Source organism: Chloroflexus islandicus, assembly GCF_001650695.1.
Taxonomy (GTDB): domain Bacteria; phylum Chloroflexota; class Chloroflexia; order Chloroflexales; family Chloroflexaceae; genus Chloroflexus; species Chloroflexus islandicus.
In genome coordinates this window covers 1-20,603 of sequence record NZ_LWQS01000070.1, presented here as the reverse complement: position 1 = coordinate 20,603, position 20,603 = coordinate 1, and the positions used below count along the sequence as shown (strand labels likewise).

General features: G+C 61.2%; 18 protein-coding genes. 17 read left to right on the top strand and 1 reads right to left on the bottom strand.

All coding sequences use genetic code 11. The features are described 5' to 3' along the window. Nucleotides 1–9 precede the first annotated feature (9 nt). The 8 genes from A6A03_RS13955 to A6A03_RS13925 all read left to right on the top strand — a co-directional run bounded on the left by A6A03_RS13955 (nt 10) and on the right by A6A03_RS13925 (nt 10,232). On the top strand, nt 10–1,938 hold the full coding sequence (locus tag A6A03_RS13955) for a peptidoglycan recognition protein family protein (RefSeq protein WP_066789552.1): 1,929 nt from the start codon (nt 10–12) through the stop codon (nt 1,936–1,938). An 88-nt stretch (nt 1,939–2,026) separates the two neighbouring features. Beyond that, complete coding sequence (locus tag A6A03_RS13950; protein WP_245668993.1) at nt 2,027–3,820, top strand: choice-of-anchor Q domain-containing protein; 1,794 nt, start codon at nt 2,027–2,029, stop codon at nt 3,818–3,820. 33 nt (nt 3,821–3,853) lie between these two features. Continuing rightward, nucleotides 3,854–4,003, top strand: a complete 150-nt coding sequence (locus A6A03_RS20900) for a hypothetical protein (RefSeq protein ID WP_245668992.1) — start codon at nt 3,854–3,856, stop codon at nt 4,001–4,003. A gap of 220 nt (nt 4,004–4,223) precedes the next feature. Continuing rightward, complete coding sequence (locus A6A03_RS13945; RefSeq protein WP_066789550.1) at nt 4,224–6,308, top strand: PstS family phosphate ABC transporter substrate-binding protein; 2,085 nt, start codon at nt 4,224–4,226, stop codon at nt 6,306–6,308. A 104-nt stretch (nt 6,309–6,412) separates the two neighbouring features. Next, nucleotides 6,413–7,327: a phosphate ABC transporter permease subunit PstC gene (pstC, locus tag A6A03_RS13940; RefSeq protein WP_066789548.1), complete on the top strand. Its 915-nt coding sequence runs from the start codon at nt 6,413–6,415 to the stop codon at nt 7,325–7,327. Further along, a complete protein-coding gene (gene pstA, locus A6A03_RS13935) occupies nt 7,327–8,262 on the top strand; it encodes a phosphate ABC transporter permease PstA (RefSeq protein WP_066789546.1) in 936 nt (311 codons plus the stop codon). Before pstC ends, pstA begins: the two co-directional genes overlap by 1 nt. Before the next feature lie 19 nt (nt 8,263–8,281). Continuing rightward, nucleotides 8,282–9,085, top strand: a complete 804-nt coding sequence (pstB, locus tag A6A03_RS13930) for a phosphate ABC transporter ATP-binding protein PstB (protein WP_066789544.1) — start codon at nt 8,282–8,284, stop codon at nt 9,083–9,085. Between the two features lie 631 nt (nt 9,086–9,716). Then, on the top strand, nt 9,717–10,232 hold the full coding sequence (locus tag A6A03_RS13925) for a hypothetical protein (protein WP_066789542.1): 516 nt from the start codon (nt 9,717–9,719) through the stop codon (nt 10,230–10,232). 101 nt (nt 10,233–10,333) lie between these two features. Here the strand turns inward: A6A03_RS13925 and rpmB are convergent, their stop codons facing one another. Beyond that, the gene (rpmB, locus tag A6A03_RS13920; RefSeq protein WP_066789540.1) at nt 10,334–10,519 is read right to left on the bottom strand and encodes a 50S ribosomal protein L28; all 186 of its coding nucleotides are present in this window, start codon (nt 10,517–10,519) and stop codon (nt 10,334–10,336) included. Nucleotides 10,520–10,631: 112 nt separating this feature from the next. Between rpmB and A6A03_RS13915 the strand changes: the two genes are divergently transcribed. The 9 genes from A6A03_RS13915 to A6A03_RS13875 form a co-directional block, all read left to right on the top strand. Then, nucleotides 10,632–11,477: a DegV family protein gene (locus A6A03_RS13915; RefSeq protein WP_245668991.1), complete on the top strand. Its 846-nt coding sequence runs from the start codon at nt 10,632–10,634 to the stop codon at nt 11,475–11,477. Continuing rightward, complete coding sequence (recG, locus tag A6A03_RS13910) at nt 11,474–14,059, top strand: ATP-dependent DNA helicase RecG (RefSeq protein WP_066789537.1); 2,586 nt, start codon at nt 11,474–11,476, stop codon at nt 14,057–14,059. Before A6A03_RS13915 ends, recG begins: the two co-directional genes overlap by 4 nt. A gap of 77 nt (nt 14,060–14,136) precedes the next feature. Next, nucleotides 14,137–15,213, top strand: coding sequence for an E3 binding domain-containing protein (locus A6A03_RS13905; RefSeq protein WP_066789535.1), 1,077 nt, complete (start codon nt 14,137–14,139; stop codon nt 15,211–15,213). A gap of 174 nt (nt 15,214–15,387) precedes the next feature. After that, nucleotides 15,388–16,458, top strand: a complete 1,071-nt coding sequence (locus A6A03_RS13900; RefSeq protein ID WP_066789533.1) for a 6-phosphofructokinase — start codon at nt 15,388–15,390, stop codon at nt 16,456–16,458. A 42-nt stretch (nt 16,459–16,500) separates the two neighbouring features. Further along, nucleotides 16,501–16,980 (top strand): SRPBCC family protein, encoded by a 480-nt coding sequence (locus tag A6A03_RS13895; protein ID WP_066789531.1) that lies wholly within the window; start codon nt 16,501–16,503, stop codon nt 16,978–16,980. Then, a complete protein-coding gene (locus A6A03_RS13890; RefSeq protein WP_156525347.1) occupies nt 16,946–17,191 on the top strand; it encodes a hypothetical protein in 246 nt (81 codons plus the stop codon). The genes A6A03_RS13895 and A6A03_RS13890 overlap by 35 nt, the downstream gene beginning before the upstream one ends. 269 nt (nt 17,192–17,460) lie before the next feature. Then, the gene (locus tag A6A03_RS13885; protein ID WP_066789529.1) at nt 17,461–18,255 is read left to right on the top strand and encodes a DUF6754 domain-containing protein; all 795 of its coding nucleotides are present in this window, start codon (nt 17,461–17,463) and stop codon (nt 18,253–18,255) included. A gap of 4 nt (nt 18,256–18,259) precedes the next feature. Beyond that, nucleotides 18,260–18,928 (top strand): hypothetical protein, encoded by a 669-nt coding sequence (locus A6A03_RS13880; RefSeq protein ID WP_066789528.1) that lies wholly within the window; start codon nt 18,260–18,262, stop codon nt 18,926–18,928. A 32-nt stretch (nt 18,929–18,960) separates the two neighbouring features. After that, a partial coding sequence (locus tag A6A03_RS13875) for a serine/threonine-protein kinase (protein WP_483772863.1) occupies nt 18,961–20,603 on the top strand: 1,643 nt, incomplete at its 3' end.

Below are 20,603 nucleotides of genomic sequence, written 5' to 3'. Positions count from 1 at the left end.
AGCTTGGTTATGCCCGATTTTCCCACCGAAGGCTCGCCGCCCTTTATCAACCGGATGTTGACCATCGCTGAGTGGCGCGAGTATGTGGCCAAGTACGATTTCGGTCGCCTAGCGCCCAGCCGGTTGGTGCTGCACCACACCTATCGCCCTGATGAGACGACGTGGCGCGGGTTGACCACCATGCGCGGGATTCAGAAGTTTTATGCTGGCAAAGGTTGGACGGCCGGGCCGCATATCTTTACCGGCCCTGATGGAATCTGGCTGGCGACGCCGATGTCGCAGATCGGTATTCACGCCGGCACCGGCAATGGCTCGCTGGCGCAGGGTTGGTATTCGATCGGCTTGGAGATGGTTGGTTATTTCGATAAGGTGTTGCCGTCAGGGAAAGTCTGGGAGCATTCGGTCGCTGTGATGGGCGAACTCTCGCGCCGGCTCAAGATTCCGCCCCGCCAGCTCATCTCGTTCCACCGCGACTACACCAATCAGAAGAGCTGCCCCGGCTGGGCCGTCACCAAAGAATGGGTCTGGTCGCAAGTCGAAGCCTATCTGAATAACGCCGCGCCGCCGCCGGCGCCGCCTCCCGGCCCGATTGGCACGCCGACGCCTGATGATGAACTGTTGATCGAGACCTTGTTGGAGGAGGGTTACAAACAGAAGACAAATGGCCAAGGCTACAATGCCGATTGGGCCTTCCACCAGTACGCGCTTGAGCATAAGTTGGGCATGCCGATGGGGCCGAGTGCGCGGATCACAGTTGACGGCAAGGTCTACAATTACCAGCCCTTTGCACGCGATACACTTTATTGCGAGGTGCCGAATTGGGGTGATGTCAAGACGCTAAGCGATTTGCTTGGCGGCAGTATTCCTCCCAGCGGCTTGGGCCGCGCTTTGCTCGATGCAACCTATCAAGCCGGCGGTTCGCCCTTCCGGCCTGATTGGGCCTTCCACCAGTACGCCGTGGCCCGTAAGTTGGGGCCGCCGGTCGGCAAGAGCGCCCAAATTACAGTTGACGGCAAACAGTATGCGTATCAGGCGTTTGCAGTTGACACCCTCTACAATCTGGTGCCCAATTGGCAAGATGTCCGCCAGTTGAGCCAGATCGGCGCCGCGACCGATCCGGCCACGGTGCGTTTGCGCGATGCGTTGCTTACCGAGACGTACAAACAGGCCGGAACCACCTATCGCCCCGATTGGGCCTTCCACCAACTGGCCCGCCAGTGGGCGATCGGTGTGCCATTGGCCAATAGCTATCAAATCACGCTCGAAAAGACAACCTACGCCTTGCAGCCGTTTGCGCTCGACGTGCTCTACAATGTGGTGCCGAAGTGGAGCGAGGTGAAGCGCCTGAGCGATTTGGCTCGCCAACACGGGATGCCGGTGCTCGGCGCGGCGATGCCGGCGCCGGTGTTAGCCGTGCGCAGCGCCGAGATCGTGCCGCCGTCCGATGGCGGGTTCAGTATCACGCAGGTTGCGCCGCCGGCAATGGCCTTTGGCGAACGTGGCGGCGAGCCGGTAAGTATGGTGGTGCTGCACGCGATTCCCGGCCCGGCCGAGGCGACGATCGCCGCAATGACCGATTTCAATGCCCGTTTTGCCACCCATTACCTGATCGGCCTCGATGGCCGCATCTACCGGCTCGTTGATGAAGCCAAGGCGGCATGGCATGCCGGGTTTGCCACTAGCGGCGGCACTCGCTACAATCTCAACCGGATCAGTGTCGGCATTGCCCTTGAGCGTCCGGCGGGATGGCCAGCGACGCGCGACGCCGGCGATACCGATGCGCAGGTACGCGCCTTGCGCTGGCTGCTGCGCCAGCTCGACGCCCGTTACCGGCTCGATCCCGATGCAATTGTGCTCTGGTCGAGTCTGGCCGGTAGCGATGAAGAGGCGTTGGCCGGGTTGCCGCTTGGCGCATTGCGCGAGGCATTGATGGGGTAGACCGGGTGCGTCTTTGATGCAGAGGGGTGTCGGGCGGTGATGCCCCTCTGCCGCGCTAACCAAGCAGCTCCGCTCAGAAAGGCCGGCTATGCAGACCATCCTGAACCGGGTTGTTGCTCGCATTACTGCCCAGCGGTTCTGGTCGATTCTTTGGGTGTGGATCGCCATATTGGCATTCACTGGCTGGCCGGCGTCGCCGGCGCGCGCCCAAGCCAACGTGGTGGGCAATGGCACGCCGGCTAGTTGCACCGCCGCAGCGTTGGCGACAGCAGTTGCCGGCGGCGGCGAGATTAGCTTCAATTGCGGGCCCAATCCGCACACCATTACGCTCGCTGCTCCGTTGATCATCACCGCGCCGCAGACGATCATCGATGGCGGCGGACGGATCACCTTGCAAGGCAATAATAGCCGGTTGATTGACCATTACACCACCGGTCTGATCGGCGCCAGCCGGCTCGAACTGCGGAACCTGACGATCATTGGCGGCAGGGCCAGCGGCGGCGGCACCGATGCGTCGGCGGTTAATGGCAGCGGCGGCGCGATCCGGAGCTATTTCGCGGCGGCGAACCCTGCCTTTACCCCGACATTGGTGATCGATCGCGTGACCTTCCGCGATAATCAAACGACGCTCACTGCGGTGCCGGCGGGCCGCGATGCCTACGATTACGGCGGCGGCGCGATCTACAGTCGCGGCGGGGCCGTGATTGTCACCAACAGCCGGTTTGAAAGCAATCACGCCAACAATGGCGCCGGCGGTGCAATCCACCTGTTGCAGAGCAGTTTGTTGGTGGAGGATACCGTCTTTGTGGGTAACACCGCCATCGGCGCCCGTCCGCAAGATAGCTTTGGCGGCGCAATTTCGGCAGATGGGTTGGGCGGTGCCAACCGCCGTTTGCGGGTGGTGCGCTGCTTGTTTCAAGACAACCAGACCTACAATTCCGGCGGCGCGATTCACGCCAATATGTACGAAGACAGCAGCGGCCTTGAGGTGATTGATAGCTCATTTCTCAACAACGCGGTGATCGGTGGCAGTCGCGGCCAAGGCGGTGCGATCGGCGGCGGCGGATCAAGCATTGGCCCCGGCACCGGCAACCCCAGCGTGTTGATTAGCGGCAGCCTGTTTCACGCCAACCGCGCCCGCCGCACGCCGGGGGCTGATGGCAATTCGCGGGAAGATGGCTCTGGCGGCGCGGTGGCGTTTCCCCAGCAAGTGGCGCTGCGGATCGTCAATTCCACCTTTGTCGCGAATCGAGCGGAGGGCGATGGTTTTAATGCGAACGGCGGCGCGCTCTACGTCCTCAACAACCAGCCAGCGCCGTTCACGATTGAAACCAGCACCTTTGCCAACAATTATGCTGGTTGGGTGGGTGGCGCGATCAGCCACTCTGGCAATGGTAGCGTCAGCAATAGCCTTTTTGCTTCTAATACTGCCGGCAATGGCGGCAATGGCTGGAATATTCAGCAACACTGTTCGCGCGAGCTGACCCACGATGGCCGTAGTTTGCAGTACCCGCCGCGCTTGACCGGCGCGAATTTTTGGAATGATGTCACCTGTTTTGCTGGCAAGAGCGCGCCTAACCAAACCAATGACCCGCAGTTTCGCGATCCCATGCTGCGCGCGCTGGCCAACAACGGCGGGCCAACCCTGACGATGGCGATCCCCGCCGATAGCCCGGCCCGCGATGCCGGCGCTGCCTGTCCGGCCACCGATCAACGCGGCGTCGCTCGCCCGCAACTCAATGCCTGCGATCTGGGGGCCTTTGAATTGCAAGTGTCGTTGGTCGCTACGCCGCCCATGGTAGCGCGCAACCAACCGTCGCCGGCGCTGCTGCTCTACGGGATTGATTTCACTGCGGCGACCCAAGCCTTAGTGAACGGCTAGTCTCGTACCACGGTCTTCATCAATAGCCAAACCTTGCGTGTCTCGCTCACGCCGGCTGATGTCGCCGATGTTGGTCTGCTCACCATCAGTCTGAGCGGCCCGGGGAGCGTCGTCGGCACGGCGCAGGTGCGGGTCGCGGCGCTTGTCTCACACGTCTATATCCCGTTGGCATTGCGTCCATAACCTTCGTTTCCCGCCGAACGTTCACCTGCATTTAACACTCGCTTAACAATTCAATGATACGTTCTTAACCCACACCCTGTATCGTATGCGTGCAAGCGTCGCTCTCTGCATCCTGCCAGAGTGTCGCACCATGATGTGTCATAAGCCGGGCAGACATTCTGCCAAGGTAGGGTGCGCTTGCAGTTTGCAGATAGTAGAGGTGTAAGGAGAAACGAAACGTATGGTAGGTAATGCGAAACGGTGGATCTACGGTCTCATGCTGATGGCGCTGTTGATCCCGATGATCGCAGCGTGTGGCGGCCAGCAGCAGGCGCAGCCGACGGCGACTACGGCGCCGGCTGCCCAAGCGACGGCGGCTCCGGCCCCGACGGCGGCTCCCGCTCCGACGGCAGCGCCGCAGCCGACGGCTACTCCCCAATCGTCGCTCGCTTCGTTGAAGGGCGACATTGTGATTGATGGTTCGTCGACGGTCTTCCCGATCATTGCTGCTGCCGCCGAAGAGTTCTCGGCGTTGGCGCCGGAGGTGCGGGTGAGCGTGGGTGTATCGGGCACCGGCGGCGGCTTCAAGAAGTTCTGCGCTGGCGAGACCGACATCTCGAACGCTTCGCGCCCGATCCGCCCCTCGGAAATCGAGGCGTGCCAGAAGAACGGGATCGAGTTCATCGAGCTGCCGCTGGCCTACGATGGTCTGTCGGTGGTGGTCAACCCGCAGAACGACTGGGTGACCTGTCTGACGGTGGCCGAGCTGAAGAAGATGTGGGAGCCGGACGCGCAGGGCAAGATCACCAACTGGAATCAGATCCGTGATGGCTTCCCGAACCGGCCGCTGACGCTGCTGGGGCCGGGCACCGACTCGGGCACCTTCGACTACTTCACTGAGGCGATTGTCGGTAAGGCCAAGGCGAGCCGCGGCGACTTCCAAGCCTCGGAAGACGACAACGTCATTCTGACCGGTGTGTCGGGTGATGTGAACGCGCTTGGCTACTTTGGCTACGCCTACGTGATCGAGAACAAGGGCAAGGTGAAGCCGGTAGCGATCGATGGCGGCAAGGGCTGTGTCGAGCCGAGCTTCGAGACGATTGCCAACGGCACCTACACCCCGCTGTCGCGCCCGCTGTTTATCTACGTCCGCAAGGAAGCGGCTGAGCGGCCGGAAGTCAAGGAGTTCATCAGCTACGTGTATAGCGATACGTTCACGGCTGAGATCCAGACCCCGGAGATCGGCTATGTGGCGCTGTCGAAGGAGCTGTATCAGGCCGCGCTCAAGCGCTTCAACGACCGCGCCCTTGGCACGCTGGTGCGTGAGGGTGAAGAGGTTGGCCTGACCCTCGAGCGCTACATCACCGGCCAGTTGCCGCCGCTTGGCCCGACCTTCGATTATGCTGCGCTGAGCGGTGACATTGTGATCGACGGTTCTTCGACCGTGTTCCCCGTGATTGCTGCTGCCGCCGAAGAGTTCTCGGCGCTGGCGTCGAAGGTGCGGGTGAGCGTGGGTGTATCGGGCACCGGCGGCGGCTTCAAGAAGTTCTGCGCTGGCGAGACCGACATCTCGAACGCTTCGCGCCCGATCCGCCCCTCGGAAATCGAGGCGTGCCAGAAGAACGGGATCGAGTTCATCGAGCTGCCGCTGGCCTACGATGGTCTGTCGGTGGTGGTCAACCCGCAGAACGACTGGGTGACCTGTCTGACGGTGGCCGAGCTGAAGAAGATGTGGGAGCCGGACGCGCAGGGCAAGATCACCAACTGGAATCAGATCCGTGATGGCTTCCCGAACCGGCCGCTGACGCTGCTGGGGCCGGGCACCGACTCGGGCACCTTCGACTACTTCACTGAGGCGATTGTCGGTAAGGCCAAGGCGAGCCGCGGCGACTTCCAAGCCTCGGAAGACGACAACGTCATTCTGACCGGTGTGTCGGGTGATGTGAACGCGCTTGGCTACTTTGGCTACGCCTACGTGATCGAGAACAAGGGCAAGGTGAAGCCGGTAGCGATCGATGGCGGCAAGGGCTGTGTCGAGCCGAGCTTCGAGACGATTGCCAACGGCACCTACACCCCGCTGTCGCGCCCGCTGTTTATCTACGTCCGCAAGGAAGCGGCTGAGCGGCCGGAAGTCAAGGAGTTCATCAGCTACGTGTATAGCGATACGTTCACGGCTGAGATCCAGACCCCGGAGATCGGCTACGTGGCTCTGTCGAAGGATCTGTACAAGGCGATCGCCAAGCGCTTCAACGACCGTGTCCTCGGCACGCTGGTGAAAGAGGGTGAAGAGGTTGGTCTGACCCTCGACCGCTATCTGGGCAAGTAAGGTTGATGACCGGCACGGTATGAGCAAGAGTTGCCGCTCTTGCTCATACCGCGTCTCTATGGTAGGCTAGAGGCGAGGGGTCATCTATTGCGAAGGAGACGTTTGTGGCTGTTACCGATCTCCGCAAGCCGATCAATCCGGTCCGCGCTATTGGCGAAAGAATTATCCAAATTGCGCTGTTGTTGGCGGCAGCCGTTTCGATTTTCACCACCGCTGGCATCGTATTCTCATTGATTTTTGAAACGATTGCGTTCTTTAGCGAAGTTTCCATTATTGAGTTTTTAACCGATACTGAATGGACGCCGCTCTTTGCCAACCAACGGTTTGGAATCTGGCCGCTCGTCTCGGCGACGGTGCTGACGTCGGCGATTGCGATGGTGGTGGCAGTGCCGCTTGGTCTGATTGCTGCCATCTTCCTTAGTGAATTCGCTAATGATCGAGTGCGGCGCACAGTCAAACCGTTATTGGAAATTTTGGCTGGCATCCCCACGGTGGTATATGGCTATTTTGCTCTCACCTTTTTGACCCCCCTGCTGCGTAATTTCATCCCTACGCTCAGTATCTTTAACTCATTGAGCGCCGGGCTTATTATGGGGGTGATGTTGATCCCGATTGTCGCCTCGCTCAGTGAAGATGCCCTCTCGGCGGTGCCCAATTCATTGCGTGAAGCGGCGTATGGCTTAGGTTCCACCCGCTTCGAGGTGGCAGTGCATGTGATCTTGCCGGCGGCGATTTCTGGCGTGATTGCCTCGATTGTGCTCGCCTTCTCGCGCGCCGTCGGTGAGACGATGATTGTCGCGATTGCTGCCGGTCAAAACCCGCGGCTGACGTTCGATCCCACGGTGCCGGTGATGACGATGACCTCGTACATCGTGCAGGTGAGCTTAGGCGATACGCCATACGGGTCACTGAGCTACCATACGCTCTACGCGGTTGGCTTTACGCTCTTCCTGTTCACCTTCGTGCTGAATATCTTCAGCTACTGGATGGTGCGTAAGTTCCGGGAGGTCTACGATTAATGTCTGCACAAGAACAACTTGGTGTGAAGGCTCAGACGGTGGAGACGAGCGTTGATCGCGGCAGCGGCAATCTGAAGTGGCGCCATTTCAAAGGTAAAATTCTAACCGTATTGGGATGGTTTAGCATCATCTTCGGCTTGGGCATGCTGCTGGTGTTGATTCTCGATGTCGTGAATAAGGCGACGGGGATTTTCAGCGGCGGCACGAATTGGCTGACGTGGGAGTTTTTTAATAACTTTGACTCGCGTTTCCCAGCGCGGGCCGGCGCGAAAGCAGCGATCTACGGCACGCTGTATACTATTACGTTGACCATCTTCTTCGCCTTTCCGCTCGGTGTAGCGGCGGCGATTTATCTTGAAGAGTATGCCAAAGACAACTGGTTTACCCGGTTGGTCGAAATCAATATCAGCAACCTTGCTGCGGTTCCGTCAATTATCTACGGGTTGCTGGGTTTGCAGGTCTTCGTGCGCTGGTTTGCGTTTGGCCGCAGCATTTTAGCTGGGGCCTTGACCCTTGCACTGCTCGTCGTACCAATTATTATCGTCGCTTCCCGTGAGTCTATCCGTGCGGTGCCCTCGAGTTTGCGCCAAGCTAGTTATGCGCTTGGCGCTACCCGCTGGCAGACGGTGTGGCATGTCGTGCTGCCGCAGTCGATCGGCGGTATTCTTACCGGCAGCATTCTGGCAGTCTCGCGCGCGATTGGCGAAACTGCACCGCTGATTACGATCGGCGCCTTAACCTTTGTGCCCTTCCTGCCGCGTAATCTCTTCGATGTCTTTACCGTGCTGCCGATCCAGATCTTTAACTGGACGTCGCGTCCGAACGATGATTTCCGCGCCCTCGCGGCAGCCGGTATTCTCGTCTTGCTGGCAATTTTGTTGACGATCAACGCACTGGCAATCTATCTGCGCAATCGTTACCAGAAGCGTTACTAAGCGTAGGTGAAGGTACGCAATGACAATCATTCACGAGATGGATCGGAGTAATCCGAACGCAATTGAAGCGCGCAATATGAGCGTCTATTATGGCTCGTTTCGCGCGGTAAAAAACGTCAATCTGGCGATCGAGAAGAACCGGATCACGGCGCTGATTGGCCCTTCTGGCTGCGGCAAGAGCACCGTACTGCGTTCGTTCAACCGGATGAACGATCTGGTGGCTTCGGCCCGGGTTGAGGGCGAGATCCTCTTCCACGGCGAGAATATCTATGCGCCGGGAGTCGATCCGGTCAATGTCCGCCGCCGGATTGGGATGGTGTTCCAGAAGCCTAACCCCTTCCCCAAGAGCATCTACGAGAATGTGGCCTACGGCCCGCGTATCAATGGCTGGAAGCTGTCGAAGTCCCAGATGGACGAACTGGTTGAGCGTTCGTTGCGCGGCGCGGCGCTGTGGGATGAGGTGAAGGATAAGCTCAATCAGAACGGCTTGTCGCTGTCGGGCGGCCAGCAGCAGCGCCTCTGCATTGCCCGCGCCCTCGCCGTCGAGCCGGAAGTGATTTTGATGGATGAGCCGTGCTCGGCGCTTGACCCGATCTCGACCCTCAAGATTGAGGAGTTGATGTTCGAGCTGCGCCAGAATTACACGATTATTATCGTGACCCACAATATGCAGCAGGCGTCGCGCGCGTCTGACTATACCGCCTTCTTCCTGATGGATAGCGACCGCGCCGGCCAGCTCATCGAGTATGGCCCAACCTCGCAGATCTTCCAAAACCCGAAGGACGAACGTACCGAGCAATATATCTCGGGCCGGTTCGGTTAATTGACAACGAATGGGGAACGAATAAGCGAATGGGAAGTCTCATCGCCGGCAGGTTATGACCTGCCGGCTCTGTCATTGCGAGGGGGCGCAGCCCCCGAAGCAATCTCCCGCGTCAGCGGAAACGGAGCCTGAGCGGGTTCAATCCGTGCTCGGGGGAGATTGCTTCGCCTCGCTGCGCTCGGCTCGCAATGACAGTGGGGGGCGGGGCGTGCCCATCTGTCATTGCGAGGGAGGGACGGCGTCCAGCGGAGCTGGATGCGGCCCGACCGAAGCAATCTCCCGCGTCAGCGGAAACGGAGCCTGAGGGGGTTCAGTCCGTGCTCGAGGGAGATTGCTTCGCCTCGCTGCGCTCGGCTCGCAAGGACAAACCACCCTGTCATTGCGAGGGGGAGCAGCCCCCGAAGCAATCTCCCGCGTCAGCGGAAACGGAGCCTGAGGGGGTTCAGTCCGTGCTCGGGGGAGATTGCTTCGCCTCGCTGCGCTCGGCTCGCAATGACAAACCACCCTGTCATTGCGAGGGGGCGTAGCCCTCGAAGCAATCTCCCGCGTTAGCGGCAACAGACACTCAGCGGATACCTGTAACCGCTCTGGCTACGCTGAAAGCAGGGTTCATTCAGCAACGGAGCTGGTTATGAAACGCGCAATGGTACTCTTGGCGGTGCTGGTGATGCTGCTCGGCGCGTGTGATCTCTCTGATCTGCCCTTCATGCCTGAAGACCCCAATGCGCCGTGCTGGTTTCAGTGGGCGACCCGGTCGTTGCCTGACGATGCGCAGGCGGTGCAGGAAGCATTGGCAGCGGCTGGTATTGGAGTGCGTGAGGTTTCGGCCAGCGGTTTTGGCGAAGTATGCGTGACCAGCCGCGGTACGGTGAAGGGGTTTGGGGTGCAATCAGAGTGGGTTGGCGTGACGTTGGAGGTTGCTAATCTGGCTGATCGCGCGGCTTTAGGCGATCAGCTCGGCCTTGTCATGGACACTATCGATAGCGTGCCTCACCTTGTCCACAATACATCGGTGCAGGTTACGTTCCAGTCGCCGGATGCGAAGGCGGATTGCGCAATTGATTTGCGCGCGGCAGCCCAAGCCTACCGTGACGGCATAAAAGGCGAACAACTGTTGGCCCAGTTTTGGACGTGCCCGCTGCCGTGATGGTTTGCGCGGCACTAGCGTATCGGCTATAATGAGCAAAAGCGCAGAGGCCAGCGTCCCTGCCGGACACTGGCCTCTCCTAATGGATGCCGAACCGCACCTTAGCGCGTCTTGGCCAGTGTGCGCATACAGCGGGTGCAGATTCGCACCTGCACCGGCTGGCCGCCGGGTGCCATCAACGTCGTCTTCTGGATATTGGGCCGCCAGATCCGGTTGGTCCGGCGCTTTGAGAAGCTGACATTGTGACCAAATGAAGGTTGTTTGCCGCAGAGTTCACATTTTGCCATAGGACTACGCTCCGAAACGTACATCTCTTTAATAGTCACACTTTGCGAGACTATACCATATTGTATCCGCTTTGGCAAACCGCTCCGTACCATAGGGCAGACCATGGCACTGATGAAAGTCATTACTGACGGCGCGAGCGACATTCCGTTTGAGGTGGCGCGCGACCTTGAGATCGAAGTTGTGCCGCTTTTGGCGCAGATTGACGATCGGCTGTATCGGATTGGGATTGATATTAGCGAAGATCAGGTCTACGATCTGCTCTTCAATGGCCACGACCGGGTTGAGATCGTCAAACCGTCGGCGACGGTCTTCGAGCAGCTTTACCGTAGCCTGTTGGGGCGCTATGACTATGTGTACTCGATCCACCTCAGCCACCGGCTCGGATCCATTCTGAGCGAGGCGCAAACTGCCTGCGCGCGGTTGCCGGCCTCGAATACGCGTATTGAGGTGATTGATAGCAAGCTAGCCGGGATGGGGCAGGGGTCGGTCGCCATCGCCGCCGCTCGCGCCATCCGCGATGGCATGTCGCCGGCTGAGGTGAGCGACTTGATCGGGCAGACCATTCGCCATACCCATACCGCCTTTTTCGTCGATACGATGGAATATCTTGAGCAGAGCGGGCTCTTGACGTTTAGCGGTTCGCTGATCGGATCGATGCAGCGGATCAAGCCGCTCATGATCCTCGATGAGGGCGAGATTGTGCCCTACGAGCGCACGCGCACCCGCGCCAAGGCGATTGAGGGTCTCTTTACGTTTGTCGAAGATTTTCCGCATGTCGAAGATGTGATCATTCATTACGCCACCACGCCGGAAGATGTTGAGAAGTTGCTTGAGAAGCTCGATCCGATTTTCCCGCGCGATCGGGTGCAGGTGTCACGGATGGGGCCGGCGATTGCGGCCCGGCTTGGCCCCGGCGCGATGGCGGTGACGGTGTTTGAAGGCTTCGATGAGGCATGACCGAGGTTGAGCGACAGCAGGTGACGGCGCTTGGCAAAGTATTGGCCGCCGAGCGCCGTGATGGGTGCGCCGATCGGGTGACCGATGACGGTTTGCTGGCGTTTCTCCGGCGCTGGTCGGTTGCTGCCGGCAGCGCCGCACACTTGCCGGCGGTGCAACGTGCGATCGGGTGGTTGGTGGGGTACGACGGTATGACGCTTGCCGAACGCGATCAAGCGTTGGCAGCGGCGATCGAAGAGCTGCGGTCGCTCTTCCGGCCTGCCCCTCATCCGCCGGAACCCGCGCCGGCGCCAGAACCGGCGCCACCCGCTCCCCGCCGCACGGCCACGCGGCAAGTGCGCAATCGGTCGGCGCAGATGCCGAAGCATCCGCTGGCTGAGCTGGATCTTGATGCCAAGCTTGAACAGATTACCGGGGTTGAAGCGCGGCTCGTGGGCGGTTTTCGCCGGCTTGGCGTCGTGACCATCCGCGATCTGCTCTACCACTTCCCCCGCCGCTATGATGATGTCAGCCGCCGCCGTTCGATCAGCGAATTGCAGCTTGGCGCCGAAGAGACGGTGATCGGTGAAGTGACCGACGTGCGCACGATCGGCGCCGGCCCCAAGCTGCGAGTGCGGGTGGAAGTGAGCGATGAGACGGGTTCGATCGAAGCGATCTTCTTCAATCAACGCTGGATCGCGCAGCAGATCAAGGTCGGCCAGACGATTGCGTTAAGCGGGAAGGTGACGGCGTTCGGCGGCAAGCGCCAGTTCAGCAGTCCACGCTGGGAACGCTATACGCCTGATCCTGATGCGCTCTTGCACACGGGCCGGCTAGTGCCGATCCACCCGCTCACGCAGGGTTTGCACGAGAATCAGGCCCGCCGCTTTATCAAGCACGTGATCGATGCGATGGCGCCGCGGTTGCCCGATCACCTGCCGCCGCACCGCCGCGAACAGGCGCGGCTGTTGCCGCTTGGTGAGGCGCTGGCCCAGATTCACTTCCCCGATTCGCACGAGACGCTGGCCGCCGCTCGTCGCCGGCTCGGCTTCGACGAGTTTCTCTTCATCCAGCTCGGCGTCTTGCAGCGCAAACGGCTCTGGCAGCAAGAGCTGGGCTTGCCGTTCACCATCGACATGCAAGTGCATGCCGAGTTGCAGCGCCGGTTGCCGTTTCAATTCACCGCTGCCCAACAGCGGGCGATCGGTGAGATCTTTGCCGATCTGCAGCGTCCGTCGCCGATGGCGCGCTTGTTGCAGGGTGATGTCGGCAGCGGCAAGACGGTGGTGGCGGCGGCAGCGTTGCTACAAGCCGTCGCCAACGGCTTTCAGGGGGCGCTGATGGCTCCCACCGAGATTTTGGCTGAACAGCACGCCAAAAATCTCAAACAGTTGCTTAGCCGGGTACGGGTGCCGCGCAAGGCGACGGCAACCACGCCTGCCGAGACGTACCAACAAGCTGACTGGCGGGCCTTGCTCGATCCCGATGATGCGGCCAAGCTGGCCGAGATCGTGGCGATTTTGGGCATGACTCCCGAAGAGGATATGGAGGGGCAGGGGGTGCGGGTCGCGTTGCTCACCGGCAGTTTGGGCGCGCGCGACCGGCGACGGGTGTTGGAAGGGATTGCGCGCGGCGAGATCGATCTGGTGATTGGCACCCACGCGCTGATCACCGAAACGGTGCAGTTCGCCAATTTAGGCTTGGTGGTGGTTGATGAGCAGCACCGCTTCGGTGTCGAGCAACGGTTACGGCTGAAGAACAAAGGCTGCAACCCGCACATGCTGGTGATGACCGCGACCCCCATCCCGCGCACCCTAACCCTGACCATCTACGGCGACCTCGATGTCTCGGTGCTTGACGAGCGGCCACCGGGCCGGCAAGAGATCCGCACCCGCCGGATCAGCCGGTCTGAACGCGAAAAAGCCTATCGCCACATCCGCAAGCAGGTGGCCGAAGGCCGGCAGGTGTACGTGATATGTCCGCTGGTCGAAGAGAGTGAGAAGCTCGATCTGCCGTCTGCCGAAGAGATGTACGAGCGCTTGCAACACGAGGTCTTTCCCGATTTGCGCGTGGCCTTGTTGCACGGCAAGATGCCGGCCCGTGAAAAAGATGAGGTCATGCGCGCGTTTCGCGATCACCAGTACGATATACTGGTGGCGACGGCGGTGATTGAGGTTGGCATCGATGTGCCCAACGCGACCACGATCGTAATTGAAGGCGCCGAGCGGTTTGGCTTGGCCCAATTGCACCAATTCCGGGGCCGGGTGGGGCGGGGCAGCCACCAAAGCTACTGCATTCTGATCAGCGATAGCGACAACCAGCAATCGAAAGAGCGGTTGGCGGCGCTGGAACAAACCAACGACGGCTTTAAGCTGGCCGAAATCGACCTGCAACTGCGCGGGCCGGGCGAGTTTTTCGGCACCCGCCAGAGCGGGACACCCGACCTGAAGATGGCCCAACAGGGCGATACCCGGCTGCTGGCCGAAGCGCGCCGGCTGGCCGAAGCGATTTTGAATGATGACCCGGAGCTGGCGCACCCCGAACATCAACTGTTACGCCAAAACGTCGATGCCTTCTGGGCCGAGGCATTGCAAGCGGGGTGAGCTGAGTCGTCAGAGGGGAAACAGGGTGACGCGCCGCGTCGCCTTTACCGCGTCTTCAGCAGCAATGGAGCTTGCTCATGCACCAACAGACCATCACGTTGCCGCCGGCACTGGGTGAGGCGACCTTGTTGGAATGGCTCGTCGCCGTAGGCGACCCGCTCACACCCGCCACCCCGGTGGCGCGGGTGCTTACGGCTGACGCCGAGTGGGTGCTGCCGGCGCAATGTGACGGCGTACTTGTCGAACAACTCGTTGCTCCGGGGGCGCAGGTGGCTGCCGGCGCAGTCCTTGCCCGCTACGCGCCGCCGCGCCGCCTCCGGGTGACGCCGTTGGCGCGGCGCATGGCAGCGGTGCTAGGGATCGACCTCGCCACTCTGACCGGCAGCGGGCCGGCGGGCCGGATCGGGCGCGCGGATGTGTTGGCGGCGGTGAGAACGAGCGAGGGTTCCACTGAACTCCAACCGGTGATGATCATGGCCTCGGCTGAGGTGATGCCGCCTGAACCGGTGGGGACTATCGTTGAACCGGCGCCGATGCTGGCCGATCAGATGGCAGCCGTCGCGACTGTTATTCAACCGCCGTTGGCCATCACCGAACTCATCCCGCTGGCGAGCGCCACCATTGCTGTAGATGTGCAGCCGCTCTCGCGCCGGTGCGCGGCGCAGGCCGCCGAATTCGCCGCGCGCGGCCTGCAAGCCACCCCGCTCGGCGCGTTGATTGCGGCGGCAGCGGCGCTCTTCCCGATGCATCCACTGATCAACGCCGCGTGGAGCGATTCAGCCATCATTGTGCGCCATCGCTACCACGTGGCTGCTGGATTGCCTGATGGGCGCTGGCGCCTGATCGCTGATGCCGGTGATCTGACCGAACGCGGTATTGCCCGCGCCTTGGCGCAAGCGAACGACGATCTGAGCGGGGCGACATGTGTGATTGCGGCAACGAACGGCTGGTGGCAGGTCGTGCCGCCGTTGCCGGGCACATCGGCGGCGTTGACGCTGAGCGCGGCCCATTCGCAACCGGTGGCGCTTGATACCACAACTATGGTGATAGGTGCGATCGCGCATCTCAGTGTGTGGTACGATGCGCGCATCCTCGATCATCCCGCAGCGATGGCGTTTTTGCGCGATGTTTGTCGCCAGCTTGGCGTGGAGTAGGGATAGAGCGATGCTCTATCCTTACGGACATAGCGATGCTATATCCCTCCCATGGTTGCCTCACAACTACAAAAAACCGTCACAATTTACCGCTACGCTATAGTTGCGGGTGGTATAATCTGTGTGTCAGGCTGGCAAACTGTGATAACCGAAATAAGTCCGAGGGGGTAAGCCATGGCGAGCAAGAAGCAGCGGATCGGCGTGCTCACCAGCGGAGGCGATGCGCCGGGTCTCAACGCCGTCATCCGTGCAGTCGTCAAGTCGGCGTCCAGTCTCGGTTGGGAAGTGCTCGGCATTCATGACGGGTTCGAGGGGCTGTTGGGGACGAAGAGCTACCGTGTGTTGACCAATGCCGATGTGCAAGGATTATTGCCGCGTGGCGGAACGATCCTGCGCACGACGAATAAAGGCCATTTTGGCCCGCGCCGCAGCGATGAGCTGTCGGAAGAGGATCCGTATGTCCGCGCCGTCAAAGCGATTGAAGAGATGGGCTTGCGGGCGCTGATCACGATTGGCGGCGAGGGCACCCAACGTATTTCGCTGGAGCTGCACAAACTGGGTGCGCCGGTGATTGGGGTGCCGAAGACGATCGATAATGATCTCGCCGGCACCGATCGCACCTTCGGTTTTGATACCGCGTTGCAAGTGGCGACCGATGCGATTGATCGTCTGCACACCACGGCGGCTAGCCATAACCGGGTGATGGTGCTGGAGGTGATGGGCCGGCATACCGGTTGGATCGCGTTGCACGCTGGTTTGGCGGGCGGGGCCGATGTAATCTTGATCCCGGAAATCCCCTTTTCGATTGAGCGGGTGGCGGAAAAGGTGCATGCGCGCGATGTGCAAGGGAGCGCGTTTAGCATTATCGTGGTGGCGGAAGGCGCGCGCCCGCGCGGTGGTCAAGAGATGTATATCGCTGAAGGCCGGTTGGGCGGGATCGGGCACTGGGTTGGCGAACAGCTCGAGCATCTGACCGGCAAAGATGTGCGGGTGGTGGTGTTAGGCCATTTGCAGCGGGGTGGCTCACCCTCGCCGTACGACCGCTTGCTTTCGACGCGCTACGGTGCGGCGGCGGTGCAAGCCGCCGCGCGCGGGATCTATGGCGAGATGGTGGCGCTGCGCGGGCAAGATATTGTGACAGTGCCGCTGGCCGAAGCCTGCGGCTACCTGAATCGGGTGCGCCCGCATAGCGATTTAGTGCTGTGCGCGCGGAGTTTGGGAATCGTGTTTGGTGATGAACTCTGATGCCGCCCGCGTTGCCGGCATCAGCGCAGAGGTGACGAGACGATGATCCGCTATGAGATCGCCGCCACGACGGTGACAACCGCGCCGCCGGAGCGGGTGCTGGCTGTGCTTGATGATTTCAGCAATTGGCCACGTTGGATGCCATCGCTGGAACGGGTGCGGATTGAGTTGCCGCCGGATGACCGTCCGCGGCATGGGTATCGTTTCAAACTGCACGGCATGCTCGTGCATGCCGAGATGGAAGTGATCGATTATACGCCGTTGAGCCGGGCCACGCGCTTCCGAATCAGTTTTCCGCCGTTTCAAGGCGTCAACCGCTGCCGGCTGGTGCCGCTTGAGGATGGCCGTTACCGGATCGAGCGGCTTGACCAACTGGAATTGCCTGATTTAGTTGCCCACCTGATCGATGCCACCCAGCGCAAACGCTTCGAGAAACTGGCGCTTGAGTTTTTGCATGCGTTGCGCCGGGTGGTTGAACAAACGCCAAATGGAACCGTCTCACCCCCTTCACCACCTAGCTGACCAGATCGAGCGGGCCGGTTTGAGTGTGCCGGTCGCAATGGTGTTGCAGATCGTTGCCCCGCTCGATGTGGTGTGCAGTCAAGGCGCGCAGGCGCTGGCGCCATTGGCGCGCGGCACGCGCTGGGCTGGCGTGATCGAGCTGTTGACGATGCCGGCCCATTGGCCTGCGCTGCGCGATCTGTTACAGGAGCGTTTACATAAACAGTCGTAGCTGTTTGTGGCGTGCGTTGTCTGATCTCTCCTGCTGGCATACCGCTATGGGCAGCCGGCATGCGGTAGCATTTCAGCCGCACGCCATCACTGGCCTTCCAGCGTCCCAAGCATAGTGTTCTTTCTACGATTGTGTATCGTTTTATCGCTTTGTGACGCTTTTTCTTGCCTCAAACAATTGACAAAGCCGATCTAGTGGGTTACACTCAATAAGAAATTGGCAGCCAAGCTGTAAACGATTGCGCGTTGTCGGAAAGAAGGAAGCATCTGATGGGCCTGCCGGCAATCTTCTTCATCATTGCGCTTGCCGTGGTCATCGCCCTTGTCTGGCTGCATCACGCGCGTGTGCTCGCTGGCCGGCTGCCGGTACGGCGGCCACTGCCGGCGTTGGATGCTTTACAGGCGGCGCTGGCGCGCAGTGCCGAAACAGGCCGGGCAGTGCATCTCGCTCCCGGCGCGAGCACAATTGGGGCTGGCGATGGGCAACGGGCGAGCACGGCTGAGTTACTGGCCGGCTTGAACGTTGTGCGGCAGGCGAGCGAGCAGGCAGCGGCGAGCGGGGCAACAATTGTCGTTAGCTCGGCTGATGCCGTGGCCCATCTCGCGTTGCGGGGCGCCGTTCGCCAGTCGTACCGCGCTGTGGGCCAGCCGCAGGCGTTCGACCCGCGCCAGATCGAGCTGTGGGCGCACGCCGACGCGATGGCGTATGCGGCGGCTGTGGCGGCTCGCTATCATCGTGAACCGTTAGAGGCTAGCGTACTTGCCGGCGCTTTTGATCAAGAAGTGTTGTTGGCAGCGGAGATTGGCGCGCAACAACAGATCCCGCAAGTATTGGGCAGCACCCATCCAGCGGCGCTGGGTGTGATGGCGGTGACAACGCCGCACGTGTTGGTTGGCGAAGAGATCTTTGCGGCGGAAGCGTATCTGACCGCGGCCCCTGCACCCCAAGCACGCTTGTTGACCCACGATACGCTGCGGACAGTAGTAATCTGGTTGCTGGTGTTAGCTTTTGGGTACGGTGTGATCCGGTCGCTGTTGGGATGGCCGTTCTTGCCGGGGTGGTAATCGCATGTCGTCTCCGTTGCGCAATCCGCGCCAATTAATCGCGGTGGTGATCGCCGGTGTCAGCGGGTTGATCGTGCTGCTTGATTTTGTCGGCGCCGGCCCGGCAGTCGCTGCCTTGGCGGCGGTGTTGGTGCAGTGGGCGGCGTTGATTACGGCCATCGCGGTACTGATTGGGGCGTGGAGTGTGGTGCAGGCGCATGTACGGCGCGTGCGGATGCGCGCGCCAGAAGCTCGCTATAGCATTGTGCTGATTGCGGGGATGGGCATCGTGATTGTGGCCGGTATCTTCTACCCGACCCGCACTGCCACCGGCTTGGCGTTGCCCGCAACCTTAGCTGCACCGCCGATCCGCACGGTGTTTCGTTTGGTCTATGAACCGCTCGCCGCGAGCTTGCTTGCGCTCCTTGCCTTTTTCGCGCTCAGCGCGATGCTGCGCGCGTTGCGCAGCGGGCGCACCGAAGCAGTGGTTGTGGTCGTTGTGGCGCTGTTGGCGCTGATTATTCAATTGCCGCCCTTGACCTTGATCCCAGTGATCGGCCAAACTGTACAGTGGCTGAATGATTATCTGATTGCTGCTGGCGCGCGCGGCCTGTTGCTTGGATCAGCGATTGGCGCGCTCGTAGCCGGTGTGCGTCTACTCATTGGCTTTGATATGCCGTATGCCGATCGCTGAGGCGGTCGCGCACCGGCGCTGATGATGCCACTATGGAACATCTACCGCCATGGCTTCGTAATGTGCCCTTACCGCCGCCGCCGGGCGACTCCGATGAGACGCCAGCGTGGCTGCGCGGGATTGATCGGATAACCCCGCCCTCACCACCGTCTGCTGAGGCGATTCCTGATTGGCTAACTGCGCCTGAACCGGAAGCTGCTCCCGCTGATGTGCCCGATTGGCTGGCTGAGTTGCAGTCCGAGGTGAGTGACCCGCTTGCTAGCGCCGAGCCAGCGGCATGGCTGGCCGAGGCTGCGCCGGAACCTCCGTCTGAACGACCGTCACCCTTCGGCGCCACCGGTTGGCTGCAGAGCCTCAGTGGCGAAGCAGTTCCCGCTGCCGAATCACCAGCCGAACCGCCGCCAACCACAAGTTCACGGGTGCGTATGCCCGTTGGCCCCACTGATTGGTTGCGGAGCATTGGCCACGAAGAGTCAGCCGAACCGGCGCCAGAACCGGCGCCAGAACCGGCCTCGCTTGACCCCAATGCTGGTGTGCCCGAATGGTTGCGCGATCTGAGCGAGGAAGAGATTACGCAGGCCTTTGCTGAAGCGCCATCGGAGCCGTCAGTGTTGCCGAGCGAGCCGGTTGCGGCAGCCGAGCAGCCATCTGAACCAGCGCTCGATGATTGGCTGAATGAATTGGCCGAGATGGCGCCGCCAACCAATCCGCCGGATTGGGGGATCGGCGCAGCCGCGAATGACGAGACGGTCTTTGCGACCGATGTGCCGGAATGGGCAACGCCGAATCGTCCACCAGCCGGTGGCCCGCCAGTGCCGGATTTGCCGGCGTGGTTGCAGAATGTTGCCGGTGATGAGCCGCCGGCTGCTCCCGGTTCGGTGCGCCTTGATCTGCCGTCGTGGCTGCTGGATGAAGATTTCTCGTCGCCTCCGACGACAACCACCCCGCCAGTTGCGCCGGATGCGCCAACCTTAGTGGCTGATAGCAATGCGGCTCTGCGCAACGTAACCGGTTCCGATACTGGCGTTCCGGCTTGGATGACCGGTGAAACTGCGCCAGCGCTGCAACCGGAAGCGCCGGAAGAGACGCCTGATTGGTTGCTGGAAGCGGAACGGCAGTTGAGCGCCGCTCCACTAGAGCCGGCGCCGCTTGATACGCCGCCAACTGCCGGCTCTACTGGCGATGTCCCGACGTGGCTACGCGAGGCTGACGCCGGTGATCTCGCTGGGTGGGAGCCTGCTGAATCAGAAGCGGGCGCAGCGCCGGCGTGGTTGCAAGCGGCAGAGGAGGACGCAGGCGCAGCGCCGGCGTGGTTGCAAGCGGCAGAGGAGGACGCAGGCGCAGCGCCGGCGTGGTTGCAAGAGGCGGAACCGTCTGGCCTCGTTGATAGCTCGCCGACAACAACATCGAGCAAGATTCCGACGTGGCTACGCGAGGCTGATGCCAGCGATCTTTCGGCTTGGGAGACGGCAGAGCCCGCCGGGCCGAGCGAGGCGCCGGGATGGTTGCAGACCGAAGAGCCAGCCGCACCGGGTGAGGTGCCGGCATGGTTGCAGTCCGACGAGCTGGCAGAGCCGGACAAGGTGCCGGCGTGGTTGCGAGCGGAAGAGCCAGCCGCAGCAAGCGACGTGCCGGCGTGGTTGCAGGCGGACGAGCCAGCTAGGCCAAGCGACGT